This window comes from Aquimarina sp. AU58, from assembly GCF_900312745.1.
In the GTDB taxonomy this organism is placed as follows: domain Bacteria; phylum Bacteroidota; class Bacteroidia; order Flavobacteriales; family Flavobacteriaceae; genus Aquimarina; species Aquimarina spinulae.
In genome coordinates this window covers 1753605-1772332 of record NZ_OMPD01000014.1, presented here as the reverse complement: position 1 = coordinate 1772332, position 18728 = coordinate 1753605, and the positions used below count along the sequence as shown (strand labels likewise).

General features: G+C 32.6%; 17 protein-coding genes and 2 tRNA genes. 3 read left to right on the top strand and 16 right to left on the bottom strand.

The features are described from left to right. Positions 1-47 precede the first annotated feature (47 nt). The 9 genes from DK441_RS19120 to DK441_RS19080 form a co-directional block, all read right to left on the bottom strand. Entirely contained in the window at positions 48-1022 is a 975-nt protein-coding gene (locus DK441_RS19120; RefSeq protein ID WP_160112181.1) for a leucine-rich repeat domain-containing protein, read from the bottom strand. Between the two features lie 259 nt (positions 1023-1281). Beyond that, complete coding sequence (locus tag DK441_RS19115) at positions 1282-2727, bottom strand: ankyrin repeat domain-containing protein (RefSeq protein WP_109852098.1); 1446 nt, start codon at positions 2725-2727, stop codon at positions 1282-1284. Positions 2728-3045: 318 nt separating this feature from the next. Continuing rightward, the gene (locus tag DK441_RS19110; RefSeq protein WP_109852097.1) at positions 3046-3294 is read right to left on the bottom strand and encodes a GlsB/YeaQ/YmgE family stress response membrane protein; all 249 of its coding nucleotides are present in this window, start codon (positions 3292-3294) and stop codon (positions 3046-3048) included. A 207-nt stretch (positions 3295-3501) separates the two neighbouring features. After that, positions 3502-4236: a GNAT family N-acetyltransferase gene (locus DK441_RS19105; RefSeq protein WP_109852096.1), complete on the bottom strand. Its 735-nt coding sequence runs from the start codon at positions 4234-4236 to the stop codon at positions 3502-3504. Between the two features lie 5 nt (positions 4237-4241). Then, a complete protein-coding gene (locus DK441_RS19100) occupies positions 4242-4655 on the bottom strand; it encodes a nuclear transport factor 2 family protein (protein ID WP_109852095.1) in 414 nt (137 codons plus the stop codon). 26 nt (positions 4656-4681) lie between these two features. After that, positions 4682-5212, bottom strand: a complete 531-nt coding sequence (locus DK441_RS19095; protein WP_109852094.1) for an NADPH-dependent FMN reductase — start codon at positions 5210-5212, stop codon at positions 4682-4684. 79 nt (positions 5213-5291) lie between these two features. Next, positions 5292-5873 (bottom strand): Crp/Fnr family transcriptional regulator, encoded by a 582-nt coding sequence (locus tag DK441_RS19090; RefSeq protein ID WP_109852093.1) that lies wholly within the window; start codon positions 5871-5873, stop codon positions 5292-5294. Between the two features lie 15 nt (positions 5874-5888). Continuing rightward, positions 5889-6452 (bottom strand): GNAT family acetyltransferase, encoded by a 564-nt coding sequence (locus DK441_RS19085; protein ID WP_109852092.1) that lies wholly within the window; start codon positions 6450-6452, stop codon positions 5889-5891. Positions 6453-6643: 191 nt separating this feature from the next. Next, entirely contained in the window at positions 6644-9940 is a 3297-nt protein-coding gene (locus DK441_RS19080) for a VCBS repeat-containing protein (protein ID WP_109852091.1), read from the bottom strand. Between the two features lie 236 nt (positions 9941-10176). Between DK441_RS19080 and DK441_RS19075 the strand changes: the two genes are divergently transcribed. Continuing rightward, positions 10177-12270, top strand: coding sequence for a thioredoxin domain-containing protein (locus tag DK441_RS19075; protein ID WP_109852090.1), 2094 nt, complete (start codon positions 10177-10179; stop codon positions 12268-12270). Positions 12271-12309: 39 nt separating this feature from the next. Here the strand turns inward: DK441_RS19075 and DK441_RS19070 are convergent. The 5 genes from DK441_RS19070 to DK441_RS19055 form a co-directional block, all read right to left on the bottom strand. After that, a tRNA-Pro gene (locus DK441_RS19070) sits at positions 12310-12384 on the bottom strand. A 195-nt stretch (positions 12385-12579) separates the two neighbouring features. After that, the gene (locus tag DK441_RS19065) at positions 12580-12783 is read right to left on the bottom strand and encodes a hypothetical protein (protein ID WP_109852089.1); all 204 of its coding nucleotides are present in this window, start codon (positions 12781-12783) and stop codon (positions 12580-12582) included. Positions 12784-12816: 33 nt separating this feature from the next. Then, complete coding sequence (locus DK441_RS26715; RefSeq protein ID WP_159025531.1) at positions 12817-12963, bottom strand: hypothetical protein; 147 nt, start codon at positions 12961-12963, stop codon at positions 12817-12819. Between the two features lie 255 nt (positions 12964-13218). Then, complete coding sequence (locus DK441_RS19060) at positions 13219-14241, bottom strand: cytochrome d ubiquinol oxidase subunit II (protein ID WP_109852088.1); 1023 nt, start codon at positions 14239-14241, stop codon at positions 13219-13221. Between the two features lie 2 nt (positions 14242-14243). Further along, positions 14244-15545 (bottom strand): cytochrome ubiquinol oxidase subunit I, encoded by a 1302-nt coding sequence (locus DK441_RS19055; protein ID WP_109853570.1) that lies wholly within the window; start codon positions 15543-15545, stop codon positions 14244-14246. A gap of 415 nt (positions 15546-15960) precedes the next feature. Between DK441_RS19055 and DK441_RS19050 the strand changes: the two genes are divergently transcribed. Beyond that, the gene (locus tag DK441_RS19050; protein WP_074407941.1) at positions 15961-16317 is read left to right on the top strand and encodes a hypothetical protein; all 357 of its coding nucleotides are present in this window, start codon (positions 15961-15963) and stop codon (positions 16315-16317) included. Positions 16318-16484: 167 nt separating this feature from the next. Continuing rightward, positions 16485-16559: transfer RNA gene (locus tag DK441_RS19045), tRNA-Pro, on the top strand. A 381-nt stretch (positions 16560-16940) separates the two neighbouring features. On the opposite strand, the gene DK441_RS19040 is transcribed toward DK441_RS19045, so the two are convergent. Then, positions 16941-17684, bottom strand: a complete 744-nt coding sequence (locus DK441_RS19040) for a LytTR family DNA-binding domain-containing protein (protein WP_109852087.1) — start codon at positions 17682-17684, stop codon at positions 16941-16943. Beyond that, positions 17681-18709 carry a sensor histidine kinase gene (locus tag DK441_RS19035; protein ID WP_109852086.1) on the bottom strand — a complete coding sequence of 343 codons (1029 nt, stop codon included), beginning with the start codon at positions 18707-18709 and terminating at the stop codon, positions 17681-17683. Before DK441_RS19035 ends, DK441_RS19040 begins: the two co-directional genes overlap by 4 nt. Positions 18710-18728: the final 19 nt, after the last annotated feature.

The following is an 18728-nucleotide window of genomic DNA, read 5'->3' as shown; positions in this document are numbered from 1 at the left end:
TCTTCTGTATTGTACATTGTATCTTATGCTAACTTTTTTATGAGTACTTATTCATACAAATGGATAACATCAATTTTGACAGATTCTTTTTTCATTGTATTTAAGATTTTCTCATTATACTGTGTTCCATCAATATGTACCCAATCAATTGAATTTGATTTTTTGAGTATTTTTATCAAGCTGTTAAAATCATTAAACTGCGTATTGAATTGTAGGTTTATCGACAATAACGAAGGCATTTCGGAAACACATAACGGTATTGTCTCAAATTTTGTTGAGTGTAAATCTAATATCCTTAATGACTTTAAGTTACATATATCGTCTGGAAAAAAATGTAAAGTACCTCCACTAATACTTAATTCTTCTAAATTCGTGAGGTTTTTAAAGCCACTGGGTAAAGATTGAAAATAAGGAGACCCAAAACTCAATTTTTTAAGGGAGCGTATCTCAAATATTTCTTTTGGAAATCCGGGTGCTCCTCCCCAATTAAACTCTTCAAGTTTACACAAACCGTCTAATGTATCTGGGAAAACTAAATTGTATCTACTAGAAATACTCAAATACTTTAAGTTACTTAATTTATTTAGGTCGTTTGGTAAAGCTTCTAATTTTGAACAATGAATACTTAAACGTTCCAGTTGATGTAGCTGTCCAATTCCAAAAGGTATTGATGTTAATTTATCAGAGGTAATATCGAGTAGTTTTAATTGTTGTATTCTAAATATCCTGAATGGAAAATTAGATCTATCTCCCAGATGCAGATATACATATTGCAGACTTGGGAGTTTAAGGATTACTTCGGGTATTGCTCTATTAGTTTCAAAACGAATACTTAATTCTTTTAAGTTCTTTAGTTTCACAATTCTATTATCAATACAATCAGAACTATCATCTTTGAAAACCAAACTTAAACTTTCGACTTTCTCGGCATTTTCTATAGCCTTTTCATAGTCTTTATATGTTTGCCCAACAGTTTTACTACTTACCGATAAGAAAAGTAATATAAATAATATTTTGTTCATTTCAAGAAATAAGGTAAAATACAATTGTACATTTATACCAAAAGATTATTTGTTTAAAATGGAGTTGCCGTAATTATTTCCTGAATAATGTTTTTAAGTACTTCCATTTACAAATTTCATTCGCTTATAATGATGTAACAACAATTTAAATAAACTAACTCTTTAATGGTATTTATTTGGAACATTCAGGGAGTTGACCTACTTTATCCATAAGCATTTCATCAATACTATAAAATAACCCATCTCGAAAATGATCAAATCATATATGCCTATTCAAACCATTATGATAATCATTCAAAAAATCAACTAATTCATTATGTTCCTTATCTATTGCGATCTCAAGTGGAGTTTCTCCACTGTTATCTGTGACATTAATATTCGCGTTTTTATTGATTAAAATTTTAGCGATCTCTACCTTACCATGCCATGCAGCATAATGTAATGGTGACCAGCCATCTTTACTTTTTTCATTAACAACATTAGGTTTTTTTAGAATTAAATCTTTCACTAACCAGACCAAACCATTCATGCAAGCTCCGTGAAAAACAGACATGTCCTTATTATTTTTTATCCAGGGATCAGCATCAAGCTCGTATAGTAGTTTTGCCATTTCAGAATTTTCTGTTGCATGGAGTAAAGGATGCCAACCCTCATCGTCACATTCATTTATGTCAAGGCCTATTTCGATCATTTTTTTTACAAGATCACAATTCCCTCCTTGTATTGCATTTATTAAGGGAGTATAACCTTGCGTATCCACTATTGTCGTATCGACACCAGTGTCTAAAAATGCTTCAACTATTTCTATATTGGCTTTTCTAATTGCCTGTGGAAATTCCTTTTCAAGGATTTGAGAATCTAAGTTACTTTTCAATATCAGCTTTACAACATTTTCCATATCATTAAATATGGCCCAATAAAGTGTAGAATATTTATTCGAAATAAGATTTACATCAGCTCCTTGATGTACTAAATATTCTGCCAGACGGTCATGACTGCCTATTAATGCTTCTATTAAAGGAGTATGACCTCTCGAATCTTCAGCATTAATTTCAAAATTTAATGTAATTAAAGTTTTAACAATTTCAAGATGCCCATGGGATGCAGCTATGTGTAGCAACGTTTGGTTATAACAGGGGCAAACCATTGAATTGATAACTTGTTCACTGAATGTACTTAATTTTCTTACATTACCAGACCTAACAGCCTCATAAAGGATAAACTCATCATCAGTTAGTCCTCGGGCTTTATAAATTAATTCTCTTAATTCGGTGTTGTTAATACTTGCTGCTATATCACGAAACCTGGTGATTAAATCTTGATATGGATCAGAACCACTATGCAGTAATAGTTCTATAATTTCAAAATTATTAGAGTTAACTGCAACGCACAAGGGTGTTTCATCTTCGTATCCATCTCTAACATCAATTTTTACACCATTATCTAATAATAGCCTCACCATAGCCGTGTTCCCACCAAAAACAGCATAATATAATGCCGTCATACCGGCATAATCCTGATAATTAGGGTCAACTCCTTCTACTAGGAGGGTTTTTGCGATGTCAATATTCCCAGTTCTAGCAGCTTTAAAAAGTGGTGATTGCCAATATTCATCTTTTGGTTTCAATTCAACACCACTTCCTATTATTTTTATTACTTCTTCAATGTTGTCCTGTGAAATCGCCTGATTTAATTTTTTCAGCATTTTTTAACTCATAATAATTAATAAAATTCATTCAACTGTAATGCGAAACAATAATCATATAAAAGTCATGTCTCCATGTATACTTTTGTTTATAGATGTATATTAAATACTTAATATACTATTTTTAATCTAAAATACTATACCGACCTTAATTTACCCAAAAAGCATTACATATATTTCACTCATAATATATCCAACAGCGTACTCTTATTGATATAAAAGCAAAAAGCTACCAGATAGGTAGCTTTTTGTATTATGATAAGAATCAGAATCTTATTCTCACATCGATAAAATATCTATATGATCAAAGTATATTGATTACCGTTTTTTAAATATTAGATTGAGCAAGAACAGAATGATTATCGCTCCGATAGCCCCAGTAAGTATTGCACCGATCCAACCGGTACCCAAGTGAATTCCTAATCTTCCCAAAAGCCAGTATCCTACATAACTCCCGACGATTCCAACTATAATATTTCCGATGAGACCTAAGCCACCACCTTTGTAAATGGTACCTCCAAGCCAACCTGCTACTGCTCCAATAATAATGGTTACAATTATTTCCATATTGTTAGTTTTAAATTATTAATAAAGTGTTAATATATTAAAAAAATACGAACTTATTAAGATGTGGTTAACATTTCAACACTATCATATGGTCGACTTTTTCGTATTGACACACTTTGTTCTATGTACCATTTCATTACCTTTCACATCAAAGATTATCAATAACTTAGGGGCGTAAAAACGATTCGCAACACTACAAAATTATAGTTATGCAGGTGTCTTAACAGTATAGCTCTTTAGTGTTCTGTCGGTTATAAACCCTATTTTAGAATAGATTCGCTCACCAGATGTAGATGCTACCAAAAGAACGATATCACTTTGATTTTGGTAAGCTTCAAACAATAGTTTATTGGTCATAATCTTACCTAATCCCATTCCTCTATATTTTGGTAGTGTTCCTATCATATGTATCCCAGAATATCCATTTTTATCATGATATATAATTCCACAACTTACATATTCATCATTATGTTTACCTAAAAAAAGATGTATATTTTTTTGGTGTTCGACTAATGAAATTATGGTCTCTGGGAGTATTTGATATCCAAATGAGTTTGATGAAACTCTTGCAAATATTATCGCCTTTTTATCATTATCAACGGGCACTATCGTAGAAAAATCATCTGCGGGCATCGTAGTTTTAGAGGTCTCTAAAAACATTGCTTTTACCATTGATTGCTGCTCAAAATTGTGCTGTAGTAGTCGTTTTTCTACATTTTCGTTTTCAGTTACTCCTAATGATTTTGGTAAAGCTCCATTCTTCATTTGTTCATAAAGTTGCTCCAGGTTTACTATCTCTGGATCTATCTCAAAAACTTTATTGGGCCAGGAGCTTTTTTCGGGCTTGGTATAGACATACCCCTCTCCTCTATTAAAAAAGCCTCCTTGTGTTCCTATGTATTCCCAGAACTCGAAAAGGTGGTTTATTATGATCTTGTTCATAAAATTTAGTTTTGTGAAGTTTTTACAAAAGCTGCCGAGTCTTCATAAAATCTATATTCTTTAATTTTTCCATCTTCAATTATGCTTACCTGAGCCCAGTCGCTCATGAATAATTTACCAGTTGCTTTTACTTCGTGTGAAAATTTTCCATTTGCAAAAACGACATTTCCTTCGGCGATTACCCTTTCTACACTAAACTCTTTGGTTGTAAAAGAATTAACTATGTTAGCAATAAACTGCTTTGCTTCTTCTTTGGTTCTGTATGTACCATGAAGCTGATCTTTTTTACGTTCTTCGTCACGTACACTTATGATCAGGCAATTTTCGTGAAACAAATCTAATACTTTATCCATATTGCCATTTTGAAAGGCGTTAAAATAATTGTGTACTATTGTACTACTGTTTTCTGAATTTTTCATTTTTTTCGTTTTTATAGAGTGAATATTTATTGCATTAATGTAGTAATCGCTTTATCTAGTTTTGTGTTCTCTGATGGGTCCAGGATAGACGAATTGCTTATATCAAACTTGTTATTAAAATCTCCCAGAGAATACATGCCACATATGTTCCCACCCCATCTTGGAAAGAGTTTTTCTAAAACCTGAAGATGAGATGCTCCTCCTGTTACTCCGGGAGAAGTGCTCATTAAGACTACAGGTTTGTCTCCAAAAAATCGTTGATCGATTCTCGAAAGCCAGTCTATTATGTTTTTAAAGAAGGACGAAGGAAGCCCGTTGTGCTCTGGCGAAGCAATCATAAATCCATCTGCTTCTGTAAACAGTTGAAAAAGTTCTTTTATAGCTTTCGGAATGCCCTTCTCCTCAATAACCGGGCTATATATAGGAGCTATATATTCTGATAATTGTATGAGATGTACATCATTATGCTCATCGATTTTATTGATTGCAGCAAGCAATAATTGTTGATTGATCGACTTAGGATTGTTACTTCCTGAAAAAGCAAGGATTTTTTTCATTTGTACCACTTTTAAAATTATTATGGTACAAACTAACTGCTATTTGATATTAAAAATCTTAAGGTATCTTAAGAAACACTTATGTTGTCGTTTTTTTTCTTAGTGCGCTTAAAAACTCGGGAGTCATTCCTAAATAGGAAGCAATCATATATTGTGGCACACGCTGTTCGATATCTCTATATTTTGAACGAAACTCAAAATATCGTTCTTCTGCCGTTTTACTTAAAGTATTGAGTGTACGATCTTGTATAGCAACATATGCATTTTCAAACTTAAACCTAAAAAAACGTTCTATTGCTGGTACCTGATCATATAATTGATTTAATGTATCCCGATGAATCTGAAGTACTACACTATGTTCTAATGCCTGAATAAATTGTTTGGCCGGAGTTTTGGTAAGGTAACTATACAGATCATTAACCCACCAACCTTCTATTCCGAACTGAATGATATGTTCTCGTGCTTCCTCATCCATATAGTAACTTCTTAGGCATCCCTCTGCAATAAATCTCATATGCAAAGAAACCTCTCCTGTATGCAATAGAACTTCTTTCTTTTTTAAAGCTACTACATGAAAACATTCACCAACGCAACGTGCATCGTGATCTGTGAGGACAATACGCTCTCTAAAATGTTGTATTAATGTATCAATTGGATCCATGTTTGCACTATAGGTTTACAACACCGATTTTTTCATATCAAAAGCGAGCCCAATATAAGTATTGTTATTAAATTCGAACTCGTCTATTATTTTCCAACCTAATTTCTTAGTATGTGCTTTTTCAGAAATAACATTTACTTTATTGATGAATGTTATACTAATCGGATATTTTTTCACAAATTCGACTCTCATTTCTTCAAAAATCAAATTTAACAATCCTTTGCCTCGATACTCCTTATCGATACAAACCGGCCCGTATTGAAAGCTGTTTTCTGTTGAAATTTGACGTCTATCAAATGATAATTTCGGAAAACGGGAGGTCATCACATTAAAAATCTCCCACTGCTCAAAATATTTCCAATTTCCTGCAAAAGCATACGCTACAACTACATTATCATCATTTTCTGCAATAAAAATTCCGTTTTGTTTTATGATTTCTTCAATTTGATTAGTGGTAAATGGGGTGGTTACAAAACCTGTTTCTCGTTCTTTTTCGTTTAAATTACTAAACAAGTTCTTTTCCTGAAGGGAAAGAATTCCTTTGATATCGGTTACTGCCCCTATACGTGTTCTCATCATTTCTATACTATTTTACTAAAGAATACTACATCATTATTTAGGTATGCTTACCTTGGTAAGTATATTTCTTATCCAGATAACTAAGGTAGGTAATCTTTTATGTTTACAACATAAAATGAATCTAGATTTGAATGCTAAATCACTCCATCAAATTTTGCAGGTATGGTAAGTGTTTGGTATGATATCAGAGTTTAAAAATCTATCGGTAATAATTTTAATCCTGTATTTTTACATTGCATAAGAACATATTTTTTGTCACCGATCTTTATACGTTCTGCAGCTTTTATTTCTAGCCCGTGGAGTGCTGGTAATGTTGCAGAAAAACTTAGAGTTTTTTCCTGGTTTCTATGCAAGAAATATCCTTTATTAGCATCATAGCGTATCGTTTCTACTTCGGCTTCATATAAAGAGCCTACTCCAAAAATGTCATTTACTCCGTCCTTATTGAAATCTTCGACGACAAAATCTGTAGTTGGTCCAAATTGAGCTTGTACTGGTAATGATGTTATGTTAAAATTTCCTTGTCCATCATTAATCAGGATTACAGTAGTAAACTCCTTAGCCATGTAATGAGTTGCTTCTTTCAAGTCCTGATCTCCATAAATATCAGACAGTGATGCATTTGCAAACTCTCCATAGGTTTTAAACTTATTCTTTAACATGGGTAATTGCTCAGAGGAGCACTGTTTCCCCCTTACGGGTAATAGTAATCCTGTTTTGGATTCTTTACTCAATATAATATCCAGGCTTTGGTTTTGATCAAAATCTTTGGTGTAAATGTGTAGCGGTTTGTTTTTTGTAGGATGAAACTTAGTATTCTGTCCCATATTTCCTATTAAATAATCTACATCCCCATCACTATCAATATCTGTAGGGTGTATCGTAAAATACCATCCAGAAGTATGTTGTAATTCGTCTATATCTTTTTTAATCAATATTCCTTTATCATTATCAAAAATGGTAATTGGCATCCACTCTCCGATTACCAAAAGATCTTCGTCTCCATCCTTATCATAATCAGAAAAAACAGCACCATTTACCATGTTTAGCTGTTCTTGTCCTTTGATCATTTTATGGGTTACCTTCACAAAATTTCCTCGATCATTTCTTAATATATATGAAGGTGATGACATAGGGTATTTACCCGGGATTACTCCGCCGCCAATAAAAAGGTCGAGATCCCCATCCTGATCAATATCGGATACCGCTATGGCAGAAGATATCGACTTGATCTTAGGAAAGGTAGTATCTCTGGTAAAATTACCTTTTCCATCATTTGTATATATTCTATCGATAAGCCAATCGCTATTTTCCTGATCCTCATAACTTCCACTTGCTACATATAAATCCTGATCTCCATCATTATCTATATCAAAAAATAATGCCTGATTGTCTTCAAATTCTTTATCATTCTGAAAAACAGAAATACTAGAAGCTCTAAAAGTTCCATCTTCTTTCTGAATATACATAGCAGCAGGGGCTCCCTTGGCATTTCCAACAAAGAAATCCTCTTTTCCATCATTATTTACATCACCAACAGTAAGGGCTCTCCCTTTTTCACTTTGTTTTTGCGGTAATAATAGTTGAAGTTTATAATCATCAAAATTGCGCTCGATATTCTTATACTGAATCCCAAATTGAGAAGCATCAATTACAGCAGAGACATGTACGGGTTGCTTTTTAGATTTCTCTACAGTTAACGCTGTATCTTTTTGATTGATCGCGAGCAATTGATTGCCATTTATATTTTGAAGCGTAGTAGATGTCCCTTGAGGCCATTGTACCTGTATGCTATCTACTATGGTTATATCTCCTAATCCAAAATGTATTCGTTGACTTACAGAAGATTGAAACCCTCTCACGGGATAGTGTATTTTTGATTGTTGCAGATCTTTGGTATAGATATTAACTTTTGCACCAATACCATTGGGGTTTTTATCACTACCAGAAAGTGCAACCGATATATAATTATTATCCTGATTATTTTTATAGATACTGGCAGTTTCCATCTGATTGTTAAGGATGAGATCGAGATCTCCATCATTATCAAGATCGGCATAGGCAACTCCGTTAGAATTCACTTTTTCCTGTAATCCCCATTCTTTGGTAACAGGTAAAAACGTTAAATCCTTATTATTAAGAAACATTTTGTTACTCAATTTGGTAGAAGGCATCATACCAATTGCTTCATCCAATGTTACTTTTTTTCGATTACGAATATTGGTCTTCATTCGATTTCTAAAATCCTGGTTAGACAAATCATGAAGGATACCATTAGTTACAAAAAGGTCATTAAATCCATCATTGTCAAAATCTGCCAATACTGGAGCCCAGCTCCAATCTGTATTAGAAATCCCAGACAGCTGCCCTATTTCACTAAATACGCCATTCCCCAGGTTGAGTTGTAATGCATTAGACATATATTGATGATGATACCCCGCATTAACCAACTCATTGAAATTTTCGGTGCTCATCGATGCCATATTTTCTTTACCTCTCTTATGGTCATCAGACAACATATCTAAAACCACCAGATCTGGTTTTAGATCATTATTAATATCAGCAAAATCAGATCCCATACTATTTGCAGTGATATGATCAAACGTACTAAGAATGGTATTGGTAAATGTGCCATCGTGGTTATTGATATAAAGAAAATCAGATTCTAAAAAGTCATTTGCTACATAAATATCTGGCCAGTCGTCTTCATTAAAATCACCAATAGATGCACTAAGCCCCCAAGCTTTATTTAACAAACCTGATTTTTGAGTAATATCGGTAAATCTTCCGTTGTTATTTTCAAATAACTGATCGCTACTTTCGGGATGATAATTAAATTGAATTCTTGGATCTATCGTTACATTATTATTAAAATCTGGCCTATGATTTAACAAGTATATATCTAAGTCTCCATCTTTATCAAAATCCAAATAATAAGCCTGAGTCGAAAAAGCACTGGAAGCCAAACCATATTGATCGGCCTGCTCTATAAAAGTTCCATTTTTCTGATTGATATAGAGTTTGTTCTTTCTCTTTTCTTTATGCTGCAATGCGCCCGATTTACATACATAAATATCTAACCAGCCATCAGCATTAATATCTATCATAGAAACTCCGGTAGACCAACCTTCCTGATCGGTAACCCCTGCATTCTTTGTAATATCATCAAAGACAAAATTACCTGTATTAAGGTAAAGTTTATTAGTTCCCTGATTAGAACTAAAATATATGTCTTCTAATCCATCATTATTGATATCACCAACAGCTACTCCACCACCATTATAGATATATGAATAATTAAGAAAATTAAAATATAATGTTTCTTCGATCTTATTCTTAAAATCTATAGTACTATGAGTTTCTGAAACTTTTTCAAATAGTGTTGTATTCTGTTTTTTTTCTACTACAGTATTATTTTCTTTCTGATCTTTTGAACAACCCGAAAAAATCAAAACCAGTACTATGAGGTAAACTATATTCTGCATCATATTCTAAAAAATTAGATCTTCCTTTTTTGAGGAAATTTGAAAATAAGGAACATTTTTTTTTATTGTAAACTTATCCTCTAAACAGCATGTTTTTATAGACAAACGACTTGAATTAATTTATCAAATAACAGCCTTACACTATACATTTCTTAGTATAAATAAACCTCTGAGCATCGTATTTAGGGATATTATACAAATTATTGTACTTTGCTTTAAATATACCTTTTTGTAACGAAATGTTAAATACTTCTCGAATTCTAAAGTTTATTTTTTTTATTGTACTACTGGTTATTTTTAGTTGTAAGGATACTCCATCAAAAAGTGACCATGCATATACCAATAGCTTGATTAATGAAACAAGTCCTTATTTATTACAACATGCACATAATCCTGTAGATTGGCAACCCTGGAGTGATAATGCTCTTGAAGAGGCTGTAAAAACCAATAAATTATTGATTGTAAGTATCGGGTATTCTTCTTGCCATTGGTGTCATGTCATGGAAAAAGAAACCTTTGCAGATGAAAATATCGCTCGGATAATGAATGAGCGTTTTATAAATATTAAAGTAGATAGAGAAGAACGTCCGGATCTGGATCATGTTTATATGACTGCTGTACAATTAATGCAAGGTAATGGTGGATGGCCTCTTAATGTTATTCTTCTTCCGAATGGGAAACCAGTATATGGCGGAACCTATCATACCAATGAACAATGGAAAGAAGTGCTGAATAAAATCACCGATTTATATCAAACTGATCCTCAAAAACTAACAGGTTATGCCGATAAAATTTCGTCGGGCATACATGCGACCAATGTAATCGAACCCAAAAATGATAATACCCATTTAACCAAAGATGCTCTTGACCTAAGTGTGAACAATTGGCAAAAAAATTGGGATCTTAAATGGGGAGGGGATCTCGGAAATCAAAAATTTATCAAACCGCATAGTTTGGATTTTCTTATGGATTATGCCAAACTAACACATAATGACACTGTTAAAAGACATGTTGAAAATTCTTTAGACAACATCGCTTCTGGTGGCATTTATGATCATGTTGGAGGAGGTTTTTTTAGATATAGTACCGATCCCTATTGGAAAGTTCCTCATTTTGAAAAAATGCTCTACACCAATGCACAACTAATTAGCCTCTATTCTAAAGCATATAAGGTTTATAAAAAAGTACAGTATAAAACCATAGTAGAAGAGACTATTGCTTTTTTAGAACGTGAAATGAAAAGTCAAAATGGAGGATATTACTCGGCGATAGATGCTGATAGCGAAGGAAAAGAAGGGGGTTATTATCAATGGAAAGAAGAAGAGTTACAACATACTTTAAAAGAAGAGTATTCTCTTTTTTCTACATATTATGATTTAGGAACTTCTGAAGGTTCGGAAAAAGAAGCTTCTTTTAGTATACAACAATCTTCTAATGATAGTATATTCGGTGCTCAAAATGATATCTTACCAGAGAAGTTAGTACTCCTAAAAGCTAAATGGCAAGAATTGCTCTTTAATGAAAGACAAAAAAGAGTATCCCCTGCTATTGATGATAAAGTGATTACTTCATGGAATGCCCTACTGATTAATGGATTTATTGATGCATACAAAGCTTTTGGGAATAAAGAATACCTTACCAAAGCTATCGCACTTTACAATGTTATTGATACCCATAATACCAACAACAATTTTCTGGTTCATACTTATAAAAAAGGTGATAAGCAGCAAGAAGGTTTTATAGAAGATTATGCTTTACTTATTGATGCTACCATCAATTTATATAGTGTGACCCTGGAAACAAAATACCTGGATCGTGCAAATGCTCTGCATGCTATCGCTACAACACATTATACAGATTCGGCGACTAAGATGTATAAGTATACCAAAGAAAGTAAATTGATCTCTACATTAATTAAAGTTGATGATGGAGTAATACCATCACCAAATGCTGTTATGGGGCATAATCTAAAAAAACTTGGTATTCTAAATTATGATAACCAGCTTACAGAAAAATCGAAGCAAATGTTATCTTCTATGGCAGATTATTTAACCGATAACGCAAAAGATTTTTCTAAATGGAGCGCTTTACAGCTTCACACTGTTTATCCTTTTTATGAGATCGTAATCGTAGGAGAAAAAGCAGATTCTATAGCAGATACTTTTAATTCATATTACATCCCAAATGCTATTGTTGTAGGGAGTACCCAAGAAAGCACACTGCCTGTATTTAAAAACAAATATATAGAAGATGCAACTTTTATATATGTCTGCCAACAAGGAGCATGCAAACTTCCTGTTCAGAGTATAGAGCAGGCTCTCAAACAATTATAACATAAAAAAAGAGACCCTTTATCAGAACCTCTTTTGGTGTCGGGATGACAGGATTTGAACCTGCGACCACACGGCCCCCAGCCGTGTACGCTAACCGGACTGCGCCACATCCCGAAAAATTAAGAGTGCAAATATAACTTTTTATTCTAATTTTTGGGAATCGATTATAAACTAAAATGCAAAACTTTTTATGACGATTTCACTTTACCTCCAAACATATTTAATCTTATACTTAAACTCTTTTTAAAGGGATATTTGTAACAAAAAAATAAAAAAGGCTATCAAGTTATTTTGATAGCCTTTGTGAAATTATCTTATTTCAATGAGATCCAGACAGACAAGTTTTGCCGTACATGCTTTCATATCAATATGCCAGTTACATCCTGGTGGTGGCGGTGCTAACGGAAATATGCAATCATCAATATTACCAATTGGAATTCTTGCTGCTCCTCCTTTTATTTCCTTTTGTTGAGTCTTGCTCAAAGGTTTTCCTAATTTTTGTAAATCTTTCATAGTCGAAAATTTTAGATCCAAGTATACACAATACTAGTTATGTATATCATCGGTAGTTCCCGTTAACGTCCCCAATTTCTTAATCGCTTCCATTTGTCTTGCTATCTCAGCCAAAGCCGCAGCTAAACCATCTATTCCTCCGTTAGTTTCTCTTAATTCCTTACCTGTTAAATTTCTCATTTGTTGATCGAATTTTAATTAAACATTATTTTTTTGAGTTGCTTCCTATTTGAAAACTTTGGTAAAACTAATGTGTGATGATCTCAAATTATGAGACGCCAAAAAATAATTCCTGAAAAGCTAGAATTCACGAACCTATTTTAGGTTCATTATACCAAGAAAAACCTATATTTTAGGGTAAGAAATCGGTATAGAAATACAAGAAGTAATTTAGATAGAATACTTTTCTAAAAATTGTTGGACTATATATACGTATTAATCTCTTTCGAGAATTTTGATCATTTTAAATGATTTTAACAAATGAAATAATCCTGGTAAAATAACTGTCCCACCAATAATAAGAGATATCCCTAAGACGTTAATAACGCTATCAGGAGCTATGTTTTCTATTAAACTAACGCTTCCTGTTTGTGTAATTATTATATCTGGATAATGAGAAATTAAAACCGCCGATAAAATTAAAAACACCTGCAATCCTGCAAAAAACCTACTCCACACTGTATTCCCTTTTTTAATAGTTTTCCATAACGGAAATAACAGAAATGCAGATAGCACAACAGAAATTATTGTAATAGGGTTTTTCATAAATTCCTGTACAAATACATTCTCGACAATGTATCCATACCCAAAAGTTAACAGCCCTACAACAAAAACAATAATTGTAGCAATAGCCGATTTTCTAATATAGATATTTTCACTTCCTTCTTTGGACTCCCCTATTAGCAATACTGAAGATAAAAATGCACAAAGTGCTGCAAAAAATAATCCAACCAATATGCTAAATACATTAAACCAAGGCTTTACAAATGCTTCATAAAATGTTAAAGAACTAATATCATCTACTATACGTATTTCGCCACTAATCAATGCCCCGAATACCATTCCTAAAAATATGGGGGTTATCAAACTAGAGATTTTAAACATATTATCATATAACTTCTGAGAATTATCAATAATAGCATCATAATGTCTAAATACAAAAGCTACTCCTCTTAGTGTAACTCCTAATAATATTATGGTAAGTGGAATATGCAAACTCACTACCAAGATATTATAATACACTGGAAATGCTATCCATAGAATCACAATCAAAATAATAATCCAAATATGGTTAGCTTCCCAAACGGGTCCCATGACACGATAAATAGTTTTTTTGGTAATCTTCTGATTTTCTTCTGATGAAAAAAGCTCTACTATCCCAGCTCCATAATCTGCTCCACCTAAAACTACATAGAGATACAGGGAAAAAATCAAAAAGAATAATACAACATACAGCATATTTAGTGATTTGAATTATTTAAAACTTTTATTTGTCTAAGCATCAACCAGGTAACAGCAATCGATAAGGTAAGATATACAACAACATAGGTATAGAAGCTAAACACAATACCCGGCATAGGAGTTACTGCATCTTTGGTTCTCATGATTTTATGAATTATCCAAGGTTGTCTTCCTACTTCTGTAACGATCCACCCTGCTTCTAATGCAATAAATCCCATTGGGGCCAATAGCACAAATAGTAACCAATACTTATGATTAGCAAACCATTTTTTCCTTTTTAATGATATAAAATATAGAATTCCTGCAAAAAGCAAAAGGGTACCAATTCCTACCATGATCTGAAATGCATAATGCACCATAGGTACATTAGGCCATTCATCTTTGGGAAAATCATTTAACCCTTTAACTTTGGCATCAAAATCAGAAAAAGCGAGAAATGATAACATTCCCGGGAGTGCTATTTTATAGTTTACTTCTTGTTTTTCTGTATCTACTATTCCACCGATATATAAAGGAGCTCCTTTTTCGGTATTATAGTGTGCTTCCATCGCTGCAAGCTTTACAGGTTGTCGTTCTGCAATATCTTTAGCAGAAATGTCACCACTAATCGGCTGTAATATTGCTGCTATTGCTCCAAATGTTATCGCTATTTTAAATGCTTTTTTATGTAATTCTACTTTCCTTTTTCGGTATACCTGGTATGCATGAACTCCTGCAACAGCAAAACCTGTAGCTGTAAAAGCTGCTAATGTCATATGTAAAGCTTGTGTAAACCAGGCGGGGTTTAACATGGCCTGAACCGGGTCTATATTTAGAAATTTCCCATCTATGTAGTCAAACCCCGTTGGAGCATTCATCCACCCATTAGCAGCAACTACCAAAATTCCTGATGCTACTCCCGATAAACCAATAATAACTCCGGTTATCCAATGAAATCTTTCTGGTAGTTTACCCCATCCATATAAATAAAAACCCAAGGCTATGGCTTCTACAAAAAAGGCTGCTCCTTCTAATGAAAAAGGCATCCCGATAATGGGTCCAGCATGTTTCATAAACTCGGGCCAAAGTAATCCTAGTTCAAAAGATAATGCTGTGCCCGAAACAGCACCTGTAACAAAAAATATTGCCACTCCTTTTTGCCACGATTTGGTTAAGGTTAAATATACCTGATCACGTGTTTTAAGCCACTTATAGTGAGATACCACCATAAAAAAAGGCATGACCATACCAATACAAGCAAAAACAATATGAAATATTAGAGTAAATGCCATTTGGAGTCTTGCCGCATCAAGATTTTCCATAAGATCTGTTTTTTTTAAATCTTTGAGTTTTACAAAGATACTTTTCAGCATAATAATAGTCTGTAACACGAGTTACAAATATGAAAAAAAGATGATTTCCCCGTAAGCTTATTTTGGCCTATAAAGATACGATCTAGCTCTGATTTAATCATTAAATAAAGTCTTTATTTTTTTATGAAAAATAAAAAAATCACACATATAAAAGCACCCCAATACCAACACATGTATACCCTATTTTTTTCTAAGAAATTTTGATACGTAATCACCGTTTCTAATTCGATTACATCATAAATGTTCTTCCCGGGAAAAATTGACAAGAGTTAAGGGAAAAACTACATTTTAAGACAACAATCATCATCGCATCTTTACACCATCAAATAATAAACAATAATTAATCTAAAAAAATAAAGCAAACATGGAAAATACAATTGAAAAAAATCTTAAACACGTTCACGAATTATTGTCAAAAGGAGCTTTTATTGAAGCTATGGATACTTATTTACATGATGATGTAGAATTAAAGGAAGCCAATGATACCCCAAAAAAAGGAAAAGCATTTAATCTTAAGTTTGAGCAGGATTTTATAGATAATCAACTTTCTGAGTTTATTAGATATGATGTTAACAATTATGCCATTAATGGAAATCATTCTTTTTATGATGCTGTAATGGAATTAAAATTAAAAGATGGTAGTACCATGCTTTCGGAACAGACTGTTGTTACAGAGTGGAAAGATGGAAAAATTTACAGAGAACGATATTATCACGCATAATAGTGTATCCCCCACACCTACACTAAGCCCTTTTTATATCTAGACATAAAAAGGGCTTTTATTAGTATTTAAAACAATGATAAAAAAATCTTTACTTTATACTATAATTTGGTTTTATTTTAAATGATTTGTCTATATTTGCACCCTCAAAAGGGAAATATACACCTCGGGGTGTAGCGTAGCCCGGTTATCGCGCCGCGTTTGGGACGCGGAGGTCGCAGGTTCGAATCCTGCCACCCCGACAAATTATAGTATCAATCTATAAAAAAAACCTGTTAATCGTATGATTTTCAGGTTTTTCTTTTTTGGTCTTATTTGAATTCATTTAAAATCAAATAAAAGGTGTGCAATTCGGTGAACACTTTTAGCAAATGATTCTGTTAATTTTATTTTTCTTTTTTGCTTGTCAAAAAAAGAAAAATAAAAGAACATCTTCCAGTATAAATTTTTCCTTGAGAGAAAACCGAGAATAAAGTTGTTGATTTTTGGTTGTTTTTTATTTAGCTCTCTTTAAGAAGTGTTTTTTGCTCGCTTTGAAAATTTTAACTTTCTTAATTTTCTATTCTACTTAAAGAGTTTTCCTGCTTTTCAGGAATTGACAAGCTCTGGAGTTGATGGCTTTTTTACCCAATCCATTTTCTAAATTCGCTTGTTGCAGATGCGCTTGTAATTAAATGCTGTTTGTAGTTTTTGATTGAAATTGCCAATCTGTCTCCAAAGTAAGGCTCAATTTTTTCGATGAAATTGATATTTACGATTTCACCACGATTAATTTGAAAAAACTCTTTTGGGTTTAACTCTTTTATTAAATCAGATAATTTGGAACGAAATTCATTTTCTTTTCCATTTTCATCAATCGCGATGCATTTTCCTGAATTAGATAAAATTGCTCCCGTATTTTTTGTGCTTAAAATTTTTATTTCTGTTTTGGTTTTTATGATGATGCGTTCTTTGTAATTGTTGTTTAATTCGTGAATGGTTTCTGATATTTTCTTCCAATCAATCTCTTTCTTTTGTAGGCTTTCAAACTTTCCCATTGCTTTACAAAACTTGGTATAGCTAATGGGTTTTAGTAAATAAGCTATTCCGCTTACATCGAAAGCATCTTGGTAAAAAGTGTTGTAGGCGGTTGTAAAAATAATTGGGGATTTTATAATGTTGGTTTTCAATAGAGAAAACACATTTCCGTCTAACAATTCAATATCAGAAAACACTAAATCTACTTGTTCATTGGTTTGATACCATTTTTCAACTTCTTCTTTGCTTTGTAACGAAGTTACAATTTCGATGTTGCCATTGTATCGAAGTATATGGTCTGAAATGATTTCAATATTTATGGCTTCGTCTTCTATGATTAGTACTTTCATATTTCAAAAATTAGCGGGATTTCAGCAATAAATTCAGTATCAGTTTCTGTAAAAATAACGGCTTTGTTAAAATTGATTTGATATTGACGTTTTAAATAATCATTTCCCGTTCCTGTTCCGAGTGTAAAATCTACTTTATTTAGTTTGTTTTTTATCACAATTGTATCCTCTTTCCGCGAAAGCGAAATTAACAGCGGATTTTTTTCACTCCCTTTATTGTGTTTTATCGCATTTTCTATGCATAGTTGTAGAGAACACGGAATGATAAAACCATCAGTATTTTCGATACCATTTTCAATTTGATAGGCATTCCCGAAGCGTTTTTCCATTAAATTCATATAATTTTTCAAGAATGAAAGTTCATCTTTCAACTCGACCAATTGTTTTTTTCCATGTTTCAAATAGTAGCGATATACATCAGAAAAATCATCGATAAAACTTTCTATTTGCTCCGGTTGCTTTCTTGCTAATCCTGATAAAACACTCAAATTATTGAATAAAAAATGAGGTTCTAAATTCTTTTGTAGCATTTGCGATTGTAACGTTGCTTTTTCTTTTTCGGTTTGCTCTAATTCTAATGTGGTTTTTTGAGATTGTCTAAAATATAAAAATGCTGAAGTAAGCGCAAAAATATCAACAAGTATAAAAGCAACTGACATCGTGTTTATAAATCTAATCATAAAATCATATTTATTATGGTTCATTATAATACCCAAAAGAACATAATCAATAATAACACCTGCGATAACAAATAATAAAAAAGACAAAATATAAACCTTTACAAATTTTAGAATTGTATTTGTCGTGTCTATTCTATTAATGACTTTCCAAGAAACTAGTACTGATATTACCGAAACTGCAGAGAATAGAAAAACAGAAACGTGGTCGAAATAGTCATAAAAATCAATGTCACTTTTAGTTCGCACGTTATGTAAAAGATAAATTTTACCAGCATTCCCTAGTAACAATAGTGCAATGACTATTAAAACTTGTTTTAGATTTATTTTTTGATTGAAAACCTTCACTTCTTTGTAATTTTAGATG